At 62.8% G+C, this 17,876-nt stretch carries 16 protein-coding genes and 1 pseudogene; 15 read left to right on the top strand and 2 right to left on the bottom strand.

Going from position 1 to position 17,876, the window contains the following annotated elements; translation table 11 throughout:
• Nucleotides 1-56: 56 nt before the first annotated feature.
• Nucleotides 57-1,076, bottom strand: coding sequence for an MBL fold metallo-hydrolase (locus AC1DX4_RS33435; protein ID WP_477224388.1), 1,020 nt, complete (start codon nt 1,074-1,076; stop codon nt 57-59).
• Nucleotides 1,077-1,240: 164 nt separating this feature from the next.
• Between AC1DX4_RS33435 and AC1DX4_RS33430 the strand changes: the two genes are divergently transcribed.
• The 15 genes from AC1DX4_RS33430 to lpdA all read left to right on the top strand — a co-directional run bounded on the left by AC1DX4_RS33430 (nt 1,241) and on the right by lpdA (nt 17,617).
• Nucleotides 1,241-2,650 carry a hypothetical protein gene (locus AC1DX4_RS33430; RefSeq protein ID WP_477224387.1) on the top strand — a complete coding sequence of 470 codons (1,410 nt, stop codon included), beginning with the start codon at nt 1,241-1,243 and terminating at the stop codon, nt 2,648-2,650.
• Nucleotides 2,651-2,830: 180 nt separating this feature from the next.
• The gene (locus tag AC1DX4_RS33425; RefSeq protein WP_172222184.1) at nt 2,831-3,370 is read left to right on the top strand and encodes a protease inhibitor Inh/omp19 family protein; all 540 of its coding nucleotides are present in this window, start codon (nt 2,831-2,833) and stop codon (nt 3,368-3,370) included.
• An 82-nt stretch (nt 3,371-3,452) separates the two neighbouring features.
• Complete coding sequence (gene zapE, locus AC1DX4_RS33420; RefSeq protein ID WP_477224386.1) at nt 3,453-4,667, top strand: cell division protein ZapE; 1,215 nt, start codon at nt 3,453-3,455, stop codon at nt 4,665-4,667.
• Entirely contained in the window at nt 4,664-5,515 is an 852-nt protein-coding gene (locus AC1DX4_RS33415) for an ADP-ribosylglycohydrolase family protein (RefSeq protein WP_477224385.1), read from the top strand. The genes zapE and AC1DX4_RS33415 overlap by 4 nt, the downstream gene beginning before the upstream one ends.
• 331 nt (nt 5,516-5,846) lie before the next feature.
• Nucleotides 5,847-6,815 (top strand): malate dehydrogenase, encoded by a 969-nt coding sequence (gene mdh / locus AC1DX4_RS33410; protein WP_477224384.1) that lies wholly within the window; start codon nt 5,847-5,849, stop codon nt 6,813-6,815.
• A 47-nt stretch (nt 6,816-6,862) separates the two neighbouring features.
• Entirely contained in the window at nt 6,863-8,056 is a 1,194-nt protein-coding gene (sucC, locus tag AC1DX4_RS33405) for an ADP-forming succinate--CoA ligase subunit beta (RefSeq protein WP_477224383.1), read from the top strand.
• Between the two features lie 4 nt (nt 8,057-8,060).
• Entirely contained in the window at nt 8,061-8,432 is a 372-nt protein-coding gene (locus tag AC1DX4_RS33400) for a cupin domain-containing protein (RefSeq protein WP_477224382.1), read from the top strand.
• A gap of 2 nt (nt 8,433-8,434) precedes the next feature.
• Nucleotides 8,435-8,932: a DUF1579 family protein gene (locus tag AC1DX4_RS33395; protein WP_477224381.1), complete on the top strand. Its 498-nt coding sequence runs from the start codon at nt 8,435-8,437 to the stop codon at nt 8,930-8,932.
• 12 nt (nt 8,933-8,944) lie between these two features.
• Complete coding sequence (sucD, locus tag AC1DX4_RS33390) at nt 8,945-9,847, top strand: succinate--CoA ligase subunit alpha (RefSeq protein ID WP_477224380.1); 903 nt, start codon at nt 8,945-8,947, stop codon at nt 9,845-9,847.
• 149 nt (nt 9,848-9,996) lie between these two features.
• A complete protein-coding gene (locus AC1DX4_RS33385) occupies nt 9,997-12,984 on the top strand; it encodes a 2-oxoglutarate dehydrogenase E1 component (protein ID WP_477224379.1) in 2,988 nt (995 codons plus the stop codon).
• Nucleotides 12,985-13,035: 51 nt separating this feature from the next.
• The gene (gene odhB, locus AC1DX4_RS33380) at nt 13,036-14,325 is read left to right on the top strand and encodes a 2-oxoglutarate dehydrogenase complex dihydrolipoyllysine-residue succinyltransferase (RefSeq protein ID WP_477224378.1); all 1,290 of its coding nucleotides are present in this window, start codon (nt 13,036-13,038) and stop codon (nt 14,323-14,325) included.
• 10 nt (nt 14,326-14,335) lie between these two features.
• Nucleotides 14,336-14,917: a hypothetical protein gene (locus AC1DX4_RS33375; RefSeq protein WP_477224377.1), complete on the top strand. Its 582-nt coding sequence runs from the start codon at nt 14,336-14,338 to the stop codon at nt 14,915-14,917.
• Between the two features lie 65 nt (nt 14,918-14,982).
• A complete protein-coding gene (locus AC1DX4_RS33370; protein WP_477224446.1) occupies nt 14,983-15,435 on the top strand; it encodes a hypothetical protein in 453 nt (150 codons plus the stop codon).
• Nucleotides 15,432-16,187: an SDR family oxidoreductase gene (locus AC1DX4_RS33365; RefSeq protein ID WP_477224376.1), complete on the top strand. Its 756-nt coding sequence runs from the start codon at nt 15,432-15,434 to the stop codon at nt 16,185-16,187. Before AC1DX4_RS33370 ends, AC1DX4_RS33365 begins: the two co-directional genes overlap by 4 nt.
• Nucleotides 16,188-16,210: 23 nt before the next feature.
• Complete coding sequence (gene lpdA, locus AC1DX4_RS33360) at nt 16,211-17,617, top strand: dihydrolipoyl dehydrogenase (RefSeq protein WP_477224375.1); 1,407 nt, start codon at nt 16,211-16,213, stop codon at nt 17,615-17,617.
• A 20-nt stretch (nt 17,618-17,637) separates the two neighbouring features.
• Here lpdA and AC1DX4_RS33355 read toward each other — a convergent pair.
• Nucleotides 17,638-17,876: pseudogene (locus AC1DX4_RS33355) on the bottom strand (IS110 family transposase); the annotation flags it as partial.

Below are 17,876 nucleotides of genomic sequence, written 5' to 3'. Positions count from 1 at the left end.
TTGCTGGCCGGACCATCGGCGAAAATGACCGTGCCGTAAATGGCCAATGCAGGACTTCAGCCTTGTTCGACCTCCGGTACCGTCCAGACCTCACCGGGCAGCAAGGCACGGAAACGTTCCTGCCGGATGTCTTGATCCTCGAGCGCCTCGGCCAGTTTCCGGACCGGCTCGTCCATCGGTTCGTCGGTGAGCTGAAAAGTGCCCCAGTGGCAGCCGGCGGCGAAGGCGGCATTGCACAGTTTCATGCCTTGCACCGCCTCTTGCGGATTCTGGTGCTGCGGCGCCATGAACCATCGCGGCTCGTAGGCGCCGATCGGCAGGATGGCGAAGCGGAAGCCGCCATGCTTGTCCGCCATCAGCCGGTAGTTGATGCCGTCGTGGAAGCCGGTATCGCCGGCGAAATAGATGTTTCCGCCCGGCGTCTCGATGACGAAGCCGGCCCACAGCGCCATGCGGCGGTCGCGGGCGCCGCGCGCCGACCAGTGATGCGCCGGCTCGATGTGGACGAAAACGCCGTCACCGATCTCAACCCTGGCGCCCCAGTCATGCGCCGACAGCCGCATGTTGGGGACCGCCTCGCCGATCAACACATCGTTGCCGAGTGGCGTCACCACCAGAGGGTCGTGCTTTTCCTTTAGCCGTTTAAGCGTGGCGAGGTCGAGATGGTCGTAGTGGTTGTGGCTGACCAGCACGAGGTCGATCGGCGGCAGATCGTCAAAGGCGATGCCCGGCGGATTGACGCGTTTTGGTCCGGCGAAGGAAAACGGCGAGGTGCGTTGCGACCAGACGGGATCGGTGAGGATGTTCAGCCCTGCCGTCTGGATCAGCAGCGTGGAATGGCCGACCATGGTCACGGTCAGATCGGAACCGTCGACACGTGCGGCCGGCTTTGCCTGCGGAAAGGGGCTCGGACTGGTCGCCGGCCATTTCGCACGCTGGCCGTTCAACTGCCATTTCAGCAGATCGGTGAAGCGGCCGGGCATCTGGCCGCCGGGATTGAAAAACAAGGTGCCATCGAAATGGTCGCTGGGTGGGCCGCGATAATAGCGGTTGGCGGCGTTCTTTCCTGCGGCCAAGGTTTGCGCTCCAGCGGTTTCGGCTCCTTGACATAGGTCCTGTGCCGGTTGGCGCAAGCATTGCTTTGCGGAATTCCAAGGTCGCGGCGCCTGGGCAGCAGGCTGCGCGCTGTGACGGCCGCAACTTTCGGTGTACCATCGGCAGGCGCAAGGAGGGTCTCGCCATGCGGCGGCTGGCAATTCTGGTCATCGCAATCGCGTCGATGTCGTCGATGGCCGCGGCGCAGACACGGCAAGACAAGCCCGGCGCCTGCAGCCATGCACCAACCATCATGGCGGCGACCGATTTTCTGCTCGCCGAGCCGGCAAATTTTCCGAATTTCTGGCGCGATCGTTACGGGGACGACGCTGCGTATCTGAAGATACGCTATGGCGATCTCACCTATGCCGACGGTTCGGCGCTTCTGGCTGACTTGGAAAGACGCAGCCATCCGCCGCTGCGCATTGTCGAACTGAGGCTCGCTTATGCCAAAACAGCGGATCGGGCGGCGATGATTGCCGGCATGCAGCCGCAGCCCAATGCGAAGTCGATTTTGCCTCAGCTTGGGCCACCTGCCTTGCGCGTGCTTGTCACCGAGGATGGTGGCGATTGGCTGCTGGGCGAACTGGGTCACTTGCAGACGTTGGATCTTTACCAGGCGTTAGACGCCGCCAAAGCAATTGCGGGCGCGCTGTCCGTTCTCGATGACGAGGCAAAGTCTCGGTTCGCCCAAAGGGCCGAAAATGCAGGCGTTTGGCCGCTGGCTCTCGAGATGCGGGCAGTCAAGGACGACCTCTCCGACTACGTCGCGTACCTCGACAAGCTTCCACCCCACAAGGGCAGTCGTACGGGGTTTATCCGCAATGCCCTTTACTCAGCCGATCTTCGCCCTTCGTTCGATATCTCCAAACAGCCAGCCGAAGTGCAGGCGCTCGACCGTCAAAACGATATGGGGCCGGCTATCCGACAGATCGGGCGGCTGATTGACTATGCTCCTCAGGCCGCGATCTTGCTGCCTCTCGTCAACCAGACCGGCGACCTGCGCCTCGGCACCACGGTGGCAGCTGGGCTCAACGCGCAGATTGCCGAAAAGCAGCTCGACCCGATCAACGATCCCGATGCTGTTACGACAGCCATGCTCGACGGGATCGATTATGTTCTTGGTCACCGCGACCGGGAGGATAACCTGCGTCACGCTCTAATCTTTGAAATGGGCGAAACGGCAGAGTCGTTCATCGACAGGGCGTTGGCCCGGTCGACGTTGGCCTCCTTCATGCAAGGCAATGGCGCCAAACCGCCACCTCGCCCGAAACTGCTCACAGCGGCCTTCCCTTGGGAACAGTGGGTCGGATTGGCCGGGAGACTGAAGGCCGGCGAAGCCATCGCGCCGGAAGATCGCATCGTTGCGGCCGATCTCATGATCGCAGCCGACCGTCCTGCGGATGCGTTGGCCTTGCTGAAAACGACCGGCGATTGGAAGACGGCAGTGCGGCGCTCTCATGAGCTGGCGCTTGGGCTGGACCGCCGATGCGCCGACCTGCTGCGGCCACCGATGCCGATTTGGCAGCCGCTCTACCGGTTCGAGTCGCGCTAGGGGCGCCTCCGATGACCGACGAGCGCGCCTTTGGCCGGATGATTGCGATAAATTTGCAACAATTCTTGCCGCAAACCCTATTTTAACCATATCAGGTTGAAATTTCGCCACCTTCTCCATCTTGGTGGAGGTGAGATTGCGCGGACGGCATCCCCCCAGCCGGATCCGACGGAGGTTGGAATGAATTTTTCGAAAAGCGGCCTTGTGGCCGTATCGCTGGCTGCGCTCGTTGCGAGTGGCTGCTCGACCACACGCTTCTCGTCGATGGACGACCAGCAGCCCGCGCCGCTGCCCGCGGCTCCGGCCGGCCAAGTGAGTTCCAACCAGCTGCCGCCGCCGGCCTCGCCCGGCACCACCGACCCGTCGCAATTCCCGACCGCACCGGCAAACACGCAGGTTGCGTCCTTGCCGCCGGACGGCTCGGCGCCCGCCGGTGCCTCGGATCTCAGCGCGGCTGCCGTCGCCGGCGTCTGGAACGCCAGCGTTTCCGGCCAGAGCTGCAAGATTGCGACGCCGCAGACCAAGTTCGGCGCCGGCTTCCGTGCCGGGCCGCTGCATTGCCCAGCCCCGATCGACGGCATCAAGTCGTGGAACGTCGCCGGCAAGCAGCTGACGCTTTATGATGAGAATGGCGGCTCGCTGGCCCGGCTCTATTCCTCGGGCGGCTCGAAATTCGATGGCCAGACCTCCAGCGGTCAACCGATCTCGCTTACAAGGTAAGCTCGACCTCTCCAGTGCATGTCGCCCAAAACCGGTGCCCGGTTTGGGTCAACGACATGCATAAGAACAAACGACGTGACCGATGCATCTGCGTGACGGCCTCCAGACCCATGCGACCGTCAGGCAGCGCTACGACCATCTGGTGGACACCGGCGCGATCGAGCGCGATCCGGCGCAGGAACGCATCGCCGCCGCGCTCGACCGGCTGACATCGGAAATCTCGGCAAAACGGCTGGCGCACAAATCCAGTGCGCTGGGCTGGCTGTTTGCCCGCAAGCGCGAGACGCGGGAGATCGTCAAGGGCCTCTACATCCATGGCGGCGTCGGCCGCGGCAAGACCATGCTGATGGACATGTTCTTCGAGCTGCTGCCGGTTCGGCGCAAGCGCCGCGTCCATTTCAACGACTTCATGGCCGACGTGCAGGACCGCATCCAGAAGCACCGGCAGGCGCGCAAGGACGGCACGGTCAAGGAGGACGATCCGATCCCGCCGGTGGCAAAAGCCTTGGCCGAGCAGGCCTGGGTGCTGTGCTTCGACGAATTCTCGGTCACCGACATTGCCGATGCGATGATCCTGTCCAGACTGTTTTCGGCGCTGTTCACCAGCGGCGTCGTGCTTGTCGCCACCTCGAACGTGGCGCCGGAAGATCTCTATCGCGACGGGCTGAACCGCCAGCTGTTCCTGCCGTTCATCAGCATCTTGGAACGGCACGCGCAGGTGCTGTCGCTCGACAGCGACAAGGATTACCGGCTGGAAAAGCTCGCCCGCACGCCGGTCTATGTCATGCCAGTGGACGCGGCAGCCGACCGGGCGCTCGACGAGGCCTGGCGGACGATGACGCGCGGCGCGCCGACAGAAGCGACGTCGCTGACGCTGAAGGGAAGGCAAGTGGTGGTGCCGGCCGCCGCCGGCGATGCGGCGCGGTTTTCCTTCGCCGATCTCTGCGAAAAGCCGCTCGGCGCGCGCGATTTCCTGGCGATCGCCGGGCGCTTCTCGACCATCTTCATCGATCACGTTCCGGTGCTGGGCGAAGGCAAGCGCAACGAGGCCAAGCGCTTCATCCTGCTGATCGACACGCTTTACGATCATCACGTGAGGCTGGTGGTGAGCGCCGAGGCGCCGCCGCAAGAGCTTTATGTGGCCAAGCGCGGCGTCGAGGTGTTCGAGTTCGAACGTACATCGTCACGCCTGATCGAGATGCAGAGCCGCGACTGGCTGGAGGACTGGGCGGAGCGGCGCAAGGCGAAGGCGGCGAAGGCATCCGACGAGCCGCGCGCCGGGCAGGCCGCGCAATGATCGACGGCAGGCGCGACCGGGCGATCGGTGCGCTTGTCGGCCTTGCGGTCGGAGACGCGGTGGGGACCACGCTGGAATTCGTCGAGCGCGACAGCTGTCCGCCGATCACAGATATGGTTGGCGGTGGTCGTTTCGGCCTGAAGTCTGGTCAATGGACCGACGACACTTCGATGGCGCTCTGTCTGGCCGATTCCCTGATTGCCAAAGACGGCGCAGTCGTGCCGCGCCATCTTCTGGCTTGCTTCGTCAACTGGTGGCGCCATGGGTTGAATTCGGTAACCGGCGCCTGCTTCGATATCGGCATGGCCACGTTCGTTGCACTGGACGCTTTCGAACGCAATGGCACGCTCGAAAACAATGCCGATCCCGAGCGCCAAGCCAACGGATCGATCATGCGGCTTGCGCCGGTGGCGTTGTGCGCCCGCTCCAGGAGCGAGGCGGTCACGCTTGCGCTGGCGCAAGGCAGGACGACGCACGCCGCGCCGGTACCGCAGCAATGCTGCGGGCGATTGGCGGCCTTTCTCTGGGAAATGATCGAGACAGGCATTCTGCCGCAAAATGTATCGGCGAAAGGCGACTGCGATCGTCGTGATGTGATCAGCTCCGGCCACGCCCCCGCGACGCTCGACGCTGCCTGCTGGTGCGTGGCGACGACCGGTGATTTCGGGTCAGCTGTGCTCAAGGCAGCCAATCTCGGCGACGATGCCGACACGGTCGGCGCTGTCACCGGGCAGCTTGCGGGCGCGCTCTATGGCCTGTCGGGAATTCCGTCGGACTGGCTGGAAAAGCTGGCCTGGCGCGACGACATAATTGGGCGGGCGGAGAAATTGTGGCATCTTCGGTCTTGATGCCGTCCGGGCTCACAGGCTCGTCGAACACATTCCCCGGAGACCTGCATCACAAGGGCGTCATCGCCTCTTCAAGCCTTCTGATTGCCACTCTAATTGTATAATGTCCAACAAGTCGGCTTACAAACTTTGACGTTTACGTAAATCCCAAACCATCTAACCGATTGAAAATGCTCACCCCAAAATAATCGTTTGAATTTATCTCGCACCGGGGCTATTGGGTGCGGCGAAATCTCGCGGGTTTCCGCTGCATTCCGGCCTCTTCCTCGACGCCGTCATCAAGTCGTCAAAGATTTGGGCGCAGTCACAGACAAAGGGAAAACATCCTCACATGGCACGCAACAAGATAGCGCTTATCGGCTCGGGCATGATCGGCGGCACACTGGCCCACATGATCGGCCTCAAGGACCTCGGCGACGTGGTGCTGTTCGATATTGCCGAGGGCATTCCGCAGGGCAAGGGGCTCGATATCGCGCAGTCGTCGCCGGTCGATGGTTTTGACTCGCGGCTGACCGGCGTCAATGACTATGCCGGGATCGAGGGTGCGGATGTCTGCATCGTCACCGCCGGCGTGCCGCGCAAGCCGGGCATGAGCCGCGACGACCTGCTGGGCATCAACCTCAAGGTCATGGAACAGGTCGGCGCCGGCCTGAAGAAGTATGCGCCGAAGGCTTTCGTCATCTGCATCACCAACCCGCTCGACGCCATGGTGTGGGCGCTGCAGAAGTTTTCCGGACTGCCCAAGACCCATGTAGTCGGCATGGCCGGCGTGCTCGACAGCGCGCGCTTCCGCTATTTCCTGGCCGAGGAATTCAAGGTTTCGGTCGAGGATGTCACCGCCTTCGTGCTCGGCGGCCACGGCGATTCCATGGTGCCGATGATCCGCTATTCGACGGTGTCGGGCATTCCGCTGCCCGACCTCGTCAAGATGGGCTGGACCTCGAAGGAGAAGCTCGACCAGATCGTGCAGCGCACCCGCGACGGCGGCGCCGAGATCGTCGGCCTGCTCAAGACTGGTTCGGCCTATTACGCGCCGGCCGCCTCGGCGATCCAGATGGCCGAAGCCTATCTCAAGGACAAGAAGCGCGTGCTGCCTTGCGCGGCGCACCTCTCCGGCCAGTATGGCGTCAAGGGCACCTATGTCGGCGTGCCCGTGGTGATCGGCGCCGGCGGCGTCGAACGCATCATCGAAATCGACCTCAACAAGGCCGAGCAGAAGATGTTCGACAGTTCGGTGGCGACCGTGCAGGGCCTGACCGAGGCCTGCGTCAAGATCGCGCCGCAGCTCGCCTCGAAGTGAACCTCGCCAAAAAACAACCCCGGCAAAAGACCTGGAGATAGTTCCCGATGAACATCCATGAATATCAAGGCAAGGCGCTGCTGAAGAGCTTTGGCGCGCCGGTGGCCGAAGGCGTGCCGGTGTTCAAGGCAAGCGAGGCCGAAGCCGCCGCCAAGGCGCTGCCCGGCCCGCTCTATGTGGTGAAGAGCCAGATCCATGCCGGCGGCCGCGGCAAGGGCAAATTCACTGAGCTTGGCCCCGACGCCAAGGGCGGTGTGCGGCTGGCGAAGTCTGTCGCCGACGTCGTCACCAATGCCAACGAGATGCTCGGCCACACGCTGGTGACCAAGCAGACCGGCCCGGCCGGCAAGCAGGTCAACCGCCTCTATATCGAGGACGGCGCCGACATCGAGCGCGAGCTCTATCTGTCGATCCTGGTCGACCGCTCGGTCGGCCGCGTCGCCTTTGTCGTCTCGACCGAAGGGGGCATGGACATCGAGGCGGTGGCGCATGACACGCCGGAAAAGATCATCACCGTGGCCATCGACCCGGAAAAGGGTGTCACATCGGCCGATCTGAAGGCGCTTAACGGTGCGCTGATGCTCGACGGTGACGCGGCCAAGGACGGCGATACGCTGTTTCCGATCCTCTACAAGGCCTTCGTCGAGAAGGACATGAGCCTGCTCGAGGTCAATCCGCTGATCGTCATGAAGAACGGCCGGCTGCGCGTGCTCGACGCGAAAGTGTCGTTCGACAACAATGCGCTGTTCCGCCATCCGGACGTGCTCGAACTGCGCGATACCACCGAAGAGGACGAGAAGGAGATCGAGGCGTCGAAATACGACCTCGCCTATGTCGCGCTCGACGGCAATATCGGCTGCATGGTCAACGGCGCCGGCCTCGCAATGGCGACGATGGACATCATCAAGCTCTATGGTGCCGAGCCCGCCAACTTCCTCGATGTCGGCGGTGGCGCGTCGAAGGAGAAGGTGACGGCGGCGTTCAAGATCATCACCAAGGATCCGGCTGTCAAAGGTATTTTGATCAACATCTTCGGCGGCATCATGAAGTGCGACATCATCGCCGAGGGCGTCATCGCCGCGGTCAAGGAAGTCGGCCTGAAGGTGCCGCTGGTGGTGCGTCTCGAAGGCACCAATGCCGAGCTCGGCAAGAAGATCATCAATGACAGCGGCCTCAACGTCGTGTCGGCCGATGACCTAGACGACGCAGCCAAGAAGATCGTGGCGGCGGTGAAGGGCTGAGCCTGTGCCTCCGTGCAAGATAAACCTCGTCGAGGCGGCGGACGCGAAGATCAGCAAGGTCTTCGATCCGCATATCGCCGGCGACGTGAACGACAGCCAGGCCAAGGTCGCCAAGTTCGGCGAGGCTTTCGACTGGCATGCGCATGAGCATGAGGACGAAGCCTTCCTCGTGCTGCGCGGGCGTATTGCCATCGATTTTCGCGATGGTCCGGTCGAGCTCGGCGAGGGCGATTTCATCGTCGTGCCGCGTGGCGTCGAGCATCGGCCGCGCTCGCTGACCGCAGAGCCCGTAGTGCTGATGTTCGAGCCGTCGACGACGCTCAACACCGGCAATGCCAAGAGCGACCTCACCGTCACCGACCTGAAGCGGCTCTGACCATGAACGCTGCATCCTTCTCTTCGCTCTCGGCCGATCACCAGCGCCTGCAGGCGCTGGTCGGCGCGTGGCGCGGCGAGGAAGAGGTGGCGGACACACAATGGGCCGATGGCGGCCCGGCGACGTCCGAAGTGCTGGCAGAGGCTCAGTTCGGCGGCCTGTTCGTGGTGCAGCGCTATCGCCAGCGTCGCGACGGCACGATTTCCTTCGGCGCGCACAGCGTGTTCGGCTTCGACCAGCAGAACAGCCTCGTCACCATGCACCAGTTCGATTCGATGGGCTTTGTGCCGGCGTCGCCGGCCACGGGCAGCTGGAACGGCAGCGAGTTGGTCCTGAAGCGGTCGTCGCCGCGCGGGTCTGCCCGCGTGACGTATATTTTTGACGATGCCGACATCTACCGCATGCGACTGCATTTCAAACCTGCCGGCAGCGATGCCTGGCAAGACATGGTGAGCGGCGTCTACAAGCGCGTCTCGCCTTCCTCGATCAACGGTTTTTAGAAAAGGGCTCCGATGTCCATTCTCGTCGACAAGAACACCAAGGTGCTGGTGCAGGGCCTGACCGGCAAGACCGGTACGTTCCACACCGAACAGGCGCTGGCCTATCACGGCACCAAGATGGTGGGTGGCATCCACCCCAAGAAGGGTGGCGAGACCTGGACCGGGTCGAAGGGCGAGAGCCTGCCGATCTTCGCCACCGTCGCCGAAGGCAAGGAAAGGACCGGCGCCAATGCGTCCGTCGTCTACGTGCCGCCGGCGGGCGCCGCCGAAGCCATCCTGGAAGCGATCGAGGCGGAAATTCCGCTGATCATCTGCATCACCGAAGGCATTCCGGTGATGGACATGATCAAGGTCAAGGCGCGGCTCGACCGTTCGACCTCGCGGCTGATCGGCCCGAACTGCCCGGGCGTGCTCACCCCCAACGAATGCAAGATCGGCATCATGCCGGGCAGCATCTTCCGCAAGGGCTCGGTCGGCGTTGTTTCGCGCTCGGGAACGCTTACCTATGAGGCAGTCTTCCAGACCACCAATGTCGGGCTCGGCCAGACCACCGCCGTCGGCATTGGCGGCGACCCGGTCAAGGGCACCGAGTTCATCGATATGCTCGAGATGTTCCTCGCCGACGACGAGACCAAGTCGATCATCATGATCGGTGAGATCGGCGGTTCGGCCGAGGAAGACGCCGCGCAGTTCCTCAAGGACGAAGCCAAGCGTGGCCGCAAGAAGCCGATGGCCGGCTTCATCGCCGGACGCACGGCACCGGCCGGCCGCACCATGGGCCATGCGGGCGCGGTCATCTCCGGCGGCAAGGGCGGCGCGGAAGACAAGATCGCGGCGATGGAATCGGCCGGTATAAAAGTTTCGCCCTCGCCGGCACGTCTCGGCACGACGCTGGTCGAGGCGATCAAGGGTTAAGGCAGTAAGGGAGTAGGGCAGTATGGCAGTAGGGGAATAGGAAGAACGGAACGAGCGGCGGCAACGCCACTTTCCCACTGACCTATTGCCTTACTGCCCTACTCCCCTCCAAACGCAAGGAGACGGAGCCAGGGCTCCGCAGGCAAAAAATGGCAAGACAAGATCAGGCCAACGACCAGTTTTCGCTTACCTCTTTCCTCTATGGCGGCAACGCCGATTACATCGACGCGTTGTATGCCTCCTATGAGGACGATCCGGAGTCGGTAAACCCCGAATGGCAGGAGTTCTTCGCTGGGCTGAAGGACGATGCCGGCGATGTGCGCAGGAACGCCAAGGGCGCTTCCTGGGCGAAACCCTCCTGGCCGCTGCAGGCCAATGGCGAACTGGTGTCGGCGCTCGACGGCAATTGGGGCGTCGTCGAAAAGCACCTGGAAAAGAAGGTCAAGGACAAGGCGGTCACCAACGGCGTCGTGCTCTCCGATGCCGACGTGCACCAGGCGACGCGCGACTCCGTGCGCGCCATCATGATGATCCGCGCCTACCGCATGCGCGGCCATCTGCATGCCAATCTCGATCCGCTCGGCATCGCCAAGCCGCTCGAGGATTACAACGAATTGTCGCCCGAGAATTACGGCTTCACCGAAGCCGACTACGACCGGCCGATCTTCCTCGACAATGTGCTGGGGCTCGAATTCGGCTCCATCCGGCAGATGCTGGAGATCCTGACTCGCACCTATTGCTCGACGCTGGGCGTCGAGTTCATGCACATCTCCGATCCCGAGGAGAAGGCGTGGATCCAGGCGCGCATCGAAGGCGCCGACAAGGAGATCTCGTTTACCGCCACCGGCAAGAAGGCGATCCTCTCGAAGCTGGTCGAGGCGGAAGGCTTCGAGCAGTTCATCGACGTCAAGTACAAGGGCACCAAGCGCTTCGGCCTCGACGGCAGTGAAGCGCTGATCCCGGCGCTGGAGCAGATCGTCAAGCGCGGCGGCCAGCTCGGCATGAAGGAAATCGTGCTCGGCATGGCGCATCGCGGCCGGTTGAACGTGCTGTCCCAGGTGATGGCGAAGCCCCACCGCGCCATCTTCCACGAGTTCAAGGGCGGCTCGGCCGCACCCGACGAGGTCGAAGGCTCCGGCGACGTCAAGTACCATCTCGGCGCCTCGTCGGACCGCGAGTTCGACGGCAACAAGGTGCATCTGTCGCTGACCGCCAACCCGTCGCATCTGGAAATCGTCGACCCGGTGGTGATGGGCAAGGCACGCGCCAAGCAGGACTATCTGTTCGGCCGCGGCCGCGAGGAGATCGTGCCGCTGGAAGAGCGGGCCAAGGTGCTGCCGCTGCTGTTGCACGGCGACGCCGCCTTCGCCGGCCAGGGCGTGATCGCCGAAATCCTCGGCCTGTCAGGCCTGCGCGGCCATCGCGTTGCCGGCACGCTGCATTTCATCATCAACAACCAGATCGGCTTCACCACCAATCCGCGCTTCTCGCGCTCGTCGCCCTATCCGTCCGATGTTGCCAAGATGATCGAGGCGCCGATCTTCCACGTCAATGGCGACGACCCGGAAGCCGTGGTGCATGCCACCAAGGTGGCGATTGAATTCCGCATGAAGTTCCACAAGCCGGTGGTCGTGGACATGTTCTGCTACCGCCGCTTCGGCCACAATGAGGGCGACGAACCGGCCTTCACCCAGCCGCTCATGTATCGCAACATCCGCACCCACAAGACGACGGTGCAGATCTATGGCGAGCGGCTGATCGCCGAGGGCCACATCAGCCAGGCCGAGCTCGACCAGATGAAGGCCGACTGGCGTGCGCATCTGGAATCAGAATGGGAAGTCGGCCAGCACTACAAGCCCAACAAGGCCGACTGGCTGGATGGCGCCTGGTCTGGCCTGCGCACGGCCGACAACCAGGACGAACAAAGGCGCGGCAAGACCGCCGTGCCGGTCAAGACGCTGAAGGAAATCGGCAAGAAGCTGACCGAGGTGCCGAAGGGTTTTGAGGCACACAAGACGATCATCCGCTTCCTCGAGAACCGTCGCGAGGCGATCGATTCGGGCGAAGGCATCGACTGGTCGACGGCCGAGGCGCTGGCTTTCGGCGCCATCCTGCTCGACGGAAATCCGATCCGCCTGTCGGGGCAGGATTCCGAACGCGGCACCTTCTCGCAACGCCATTCCGTGCTCTACGATCAGCGCGACGAGACCCGCTACATCCCGCTCAACAATCTATCGGCGGCACAAGCCGGCTACGAAGTCATCAACTCGATGCTGTCGGAAGAAGCGGTGCTGGGCTTCGAATATGGCTACAGCCTGGCCGAACCGAAGGCGCTGACCTTGTGGGAAGCGCAGTTCGGCGACTTCGCCAACGGCGCCCAGGTGGTGTTCGACCAGTTCATTTCCTCGGGCGAACGCAAGTGGCTCAGAATGTCGGGCTTGGTCTGCCTGCTGCCCCATGGCTATGAAGGCCAGGGTCCGGAACATTCCTCGGCCCGGCTGGAACGCTTCCTGCAGCTTTGCGCCGAAGACAATATGCAAGTGGCAAACTGCACCACGCCGGCCAACTACTTCCACATATTGCGCCGGCAGCTGAAGCGCGACTTCCGCAAGCCGCTGATCCTGATGACGCCGAAGTCGCTGCTGCGCCACAAGCGGGCGGTGTCGACGCTGCCGGAAATCTCTGGCGAAAGCTCGTTCCACCGGCTGCTGTGGGACGATGCCCAGCTGCTTTCCGGACAGGCGATCAAGCTGGTCAAGGATTCGAAGATCCGCCGCGTCGTGCTGTGCTCGGGCAAGGTCTATTACGACCTCTACGAGGAGCGCGAGAAGCGCGGCATCAACGACATCTACCTGCTGCGCGTCGAACAGCTCTATCCGTTCCCGGCCAAGGCGCTGATCACCGAACTGTCGCGTTTCCGCAACGCCGAGATGGTGTGGTGCCAGGAGGAGCCCAAGAACATGGGCGCCTGGTCGTTCATCGACCCGTATCTGGAATGGGTGCTGGCGCATATCGATGCCAAGCATCAGCGCGTCCGCTACACCGGCCGGCCGGCGGCGGCGTCGCCGGCGACCGGGTTGATGTCCAAGCACCTTGCCCAGCTCGCCGCCTTGCTCGAAGACGCGCTTGGCGAATAGAGCAGAATTGGGCGAATAAAGAACAGAACCGAAAGAAAACGGACAGGCACAATGGCTACCGAAATCCGCGTTCCCACTCTCGGCGAATCCGTCACCGAGGCGACCATCGGCAAATGGTTCAAGAAGGTCGGCGATGCCATTGCCGTCGACGAGCCGCTGGTCGAGCTCGAAACCGACAAGGTGACGGTTGAGGTTCCGGCCGCCGCTGCGGGCACGCTGAGCGAAATCACCGTCAAGGAAGGCGAAACGGTCGGCGTCGGCGCTCTGCTGGGTTCGATCTCGGCAGGCGGCGCTGCCGCCGCCCCGGCGACCAAGCCACAAGCGGTGTCGCAGGCCTCGTCGCCGGATGCGGCACAGACCACCAAGCAGGCCGCGGCCGAGACCGCCAAGATTGCCGGCGATGCCGGCGCGGTCGAGCCGCGCAGCATGCCGCCGGCGCCTGCGGCGGCCAAACTGATCGCCGAGAACAATCTCGCGGTCGACCAGCTTTCGGGTTCCGGCAAGCGCGGCCAAGTGCTGAAGGGCGACGTGCTCGACGCCATCTCCAAGGGCGCGCCATCGCAGCCGGCCGAGACGCCCAAGGCAGCGCCGGCACCGGCAGCACCGATTGCCGTGCGTGCGCCATCCTCGGGCGACGATGCTTCGCGCGAGGAGCGCGTGCGCATGACCAAGCTGCGCCAAACCATCGCGCGCCGGCTCAAGGAAGCGCAGTCGACCGCCGCGATGCTGACCACCTTCAACGAGGTCGACATGTCAGCGGTGATGGCGCTGCGGACCAAATACAAGGATGTGTTCGAGAAGAAGCACGGCGTGAAGCTCGGCTTCATGGGCTTCTTCACCAAGGCCGTCACCCACGCGCTGAAGGAAATCCCGGCGGTCAATGCCGAGATCGACGGCACCGACATCATCTACAAGAACTATGCCCATGTCGGCGTCGCTGTCGGCACCGAGAAGGGCCTCGTCGTGCCTGTGGTGCGCGATGCCGACCAGATGTCGATCGCCGAGATCGAGAAGGAGATCGGCCGCCTGGGCATCGCCGCGCGCGACGGCAAGCTGTCGGTCGCCGACATGCAGGGCGGCACGTTCACGATTTCCAATGGCGGCGTCTATGGCTCGCTGATGTCGACGCCGATCCTCAATGCGCCGCAGTCGGGCATTCTGGGCATGCACAAGATCCAGGACCGGCCCGTCGTGGTCGGCGGCCAGATCGTCATCCGGCCGATGATGTACCTGGCGCTCAGCTACGATCACCGCATCGTCGACGGCAAGGAAGCCGTGACCTTCCTGGTGCGGGTCAAGGAAAGCCTGGAGGATCCGGAACGGCTGGTACTTGATCTCTAAGGTTGGTTCGGTGGCTGAATCTGTCGAGCCAATCGATCTGTTCGAGCTTGTAACGACAGGCCGGGCGGGACCTTTGGAGCTCGGCAAAAGCAGCCGCGAAACGGTTCGAGACCTGATAGATCCGGAGGATCTGCGCGCCGATAATCATTTTCGCCACGGAGACACCGAGTCGGCGTGGTGCATCTACGGTGCGAATTGCGAGTTCTTCTTCAGTCCCGATTTTCGCTTGCGGTCGATTAGCGTAGAGCCCGTCTTCGGAAGATTGCAATCGAGTGGAACGACGGCGACCTGGTACGGCCATCTGGACGTCAATGTGGGGCGGCATCCCGTAACTTTTGCAGGCACAAAGCCGATAGCCATACATACTTTGCCCAAGGCACTGCAGTTTTTGAACAAGAGTGCATTCAAGTGGGCAATCGGCGGCGGTCGTGAACGTGACGTTCATATCGAGCTGGCGGAGAGTTCTCGCAGCTTGACGCTCAAATGCGAGGTGAACACCATTCCGGTCGATAGGGATGGAAACGTGGCATTCGAGATAGACTATTTTCTTTCGACAGTCTTCATTCTCGATCAAGCTGTTCAAGGCGGATAGCAGTGATGATCCGTTCCTTCTTGTCCAAAAGCCTCGCGACTGCATCGATAGCGGTCAGCGCGGCCATGGTCCCAGTGATCGCTTTCGCCGCCTGCCCGATCGAACTCGCTGTCTATGGCGACGCGCAAAGCGGCAGCGAGATCGATTTTACGCCGACCGGCCCATCGGCTGTTGTCACCAACAGCTTCCGCATGATCCTCGACAACAATGTGGTGCTGAACGGCATCGTGATGTGGAGCTCAGGTGAAGCGCGGCCGAACGGCTCCTTGATGTATAAATGCCCCGAGGGCGACATCACTGGCGGCGAGCTTGCCGCCTGCACGCTGTGGAACGGTGTGATCTATACGTCGGATGACAAGGGCGCGATCGGGCTGTTGCCGGCGCAAGGCGTCGATGCTCCGAAGACACTGATCTTTCCCGACCTCGGGCCGTCATTGCGGCACTCGCTGGCCTATGGCGGCAGTGGATTTTCGAAAGTGCCGTCGGATGTTTTTACGCTGAAGGGGTGCCAGGAATGAGTGAAGCGCAAAGAGTGCTGCTGGTCACCGGCGGCAGCCGCGGCATCGGCGCCGCCGTCTGCCGTCTCGGGGCGAAGGCCGGCTATCGCGTGGCAATCAACTATGCCTCGAACCAGGCTGCCGCCGACGCGCTGGTCGGCGACATCAAGGCCGCCGGCGGTGACGCTTTTGCGGTCAAGGGCGATGTCGGCAGCGAGGCCGATATCCTGGCTATCTTCGCGGCGGTAGACCGCACTTGGGGCCGGCTCGACGCTTTCGTCAACAATGCCGGTATCGTCGATGCCAAGGCGCGTGTCGACGAGATGAGCGCGGCAAGGCTGGAGCGCATGATGCGCATCAATGTCGTCGGCTCCATTCTCTGCGCCCGAGAAGCGGTCAAGCGCATGTCGACGCGCCATGGCGGCAAGGGCGGCTCTATCGTCAACATCTCGTCGGCGGCGGCGGTGCTGGGCGCGCCGGACAATTATGTCGACTATGCCGCCTCCAAGGGCGCCATCGACACGTTCACCATCGGGCTTGCCCGCGAGGTGGCGCTGGAAGGCATCCGCGTCAACGCGGTGCGGCCGGGCATCATCGACACCGATATCCACGCCTCCGGCGGACAGCCGGACCGGGTGGCGTTGATCCAGGACACGCTGCCGATGAAAAGAGCCGGCACCGCGGATGAAGTCGCGGCTGCGGTTCTCTATCTTCTATCCGACGCCGCGTCCTATACGACGGGCGCGATCCTGAATGTCAGCGGCGGCCGTTAAGCGCCAAGCAAAGGGAAAGAAACATGGCTTATGACGTCGTTATCATCGGATCGGGACCCGGCGGCTATGTCTGCGCCATCAAGGCGGCACAGCTTGGGCTGAAGGTCGCGGTGGTCGAGAAGAACGCGACCTTCGGCGGCACCTGCCTCAACATCGGCTGCATCCCGTCCAAGGCACTGCTTTACGCCTCCGAAATGTTCGCCGAGGCCGGCCATTCCTTCGATACGCTGGGCGTCGAGATACCCGCACCGAAGCTGAACCTCAAGAAGATGATGGCGCATAAGGATGCGACGGTGTCGTCCAACGTCAACGGCGTCGCCTTCCTGTTCAAGAAGAACAAGATCGATAGTTTTCGCGGGACCGGCAAGGTGGTCGCGGCCGGCAAGGTGTCGGTCACCTCCGAGGACGGCAAGGTCGAGGAGATCGAGACCAAGAACATCGTCATCGCCACCGGCTCGGATGTCGCCGGCATTCCCGGCGTCAAGGTCGATATCGACGAGAAGGTCATCGTGTCGTCGACCGGCGCGCTGTCGCTGGACAAGGTTCCCGGCCATCTGGTGGTGGTCGGCGGTGGCGTCATCGGGCTCGAACTCGGCTCGGTCTGGGCGCGGCTCGGCGCCAAGGTCACCGTGGTCGAGTTCCTCGACACCATTTTGGGCGGCATGGACGGCGAGGTGTCCAAGCAGTTCCAGCGCCTGCTGTCCAAGCAGGGCTTCGAGTTCAAGCTCGGCGCCAAGGTCACAGGCGTCGCCAAGGCCAAGAAGGGCGCCAGCGTCACCTTCGAGCCGGTGAAAGGCGGCGCGGCTGAAACCATCGCCGCCGATGTCGTGCTGATCGCCACCGGCCGCCGCGCCTTTTCCGACACGCTCGGCCTCAAGGAAGCCGGCGTCGAGGTCGACGAGCGCGGCCGGGTCAAGACCGACGCTCATCTCAAGACCAATTTGCCCGGCATCTACGCGATTGGCGATGTCATCGCCGGGCCGATGCTGGCGCACAAGGCCGAGGACGAGGGTGTCGCGGTGGCCGAAACCATCGCCGGCCAGGCCGGCCATGTGAATTACGAGGTGATCCCGAGCGTCGTCTACACCAGCCCGGAAATTGCCTCGGTCGGCAAGACCGAGGAAGAGCTGAAGAAGGCCGGCATCGACTACAAGGTCGGTAAATTCCCGTTCACCGCCAATGGCCGGGCGCGTGCCATGCTGCACACGGACGGTTTCGTGAAGATCCTCGCCGACAAGGTCAGCGACCGCGTGCTCGGCGTCCACATTGTCGGCTTCGGCGCCGGCGAGATGATCCACGAGGCGGCGGTGCTGATGGAGTTCGGCGGCTCGTCGGAAGACCTTGCCCGCACCACCCACGCGCATCCGACAATGTCGGAAGCGGTGAAGGAAGCGGCGCTGGCCACCTTCTTCAAGCCGATCCACATTTAGAGGCGCCCCACGCTTCGTCATCAACTCTGAGAAATGGCGGCGTCCCTTAGTCTTGCATTTAGGGTAACGATGATCTTTCGCATGACGGCAGCGATTGCCACCATTGGCTTTTTTCCGTTTGTGACGAGGCGTTTGTAGAAGGGTGCGAATTCGCCCCTTCCAGCTGCGGCGCGCAGGGCTGGCATGAACAGCGCGGTTCTGACATCAGGGCGCCCGCCACGGATTTTGCGGTAGCCTTGCTTTTGTCCGCTGTCGTTTG

The organism is Mesorhizobium sp. P3_A8, from assembly GCF_056402995.1.
This window is presented reverse-complemented; position numbering and strand designations above follow the sequence as displayed.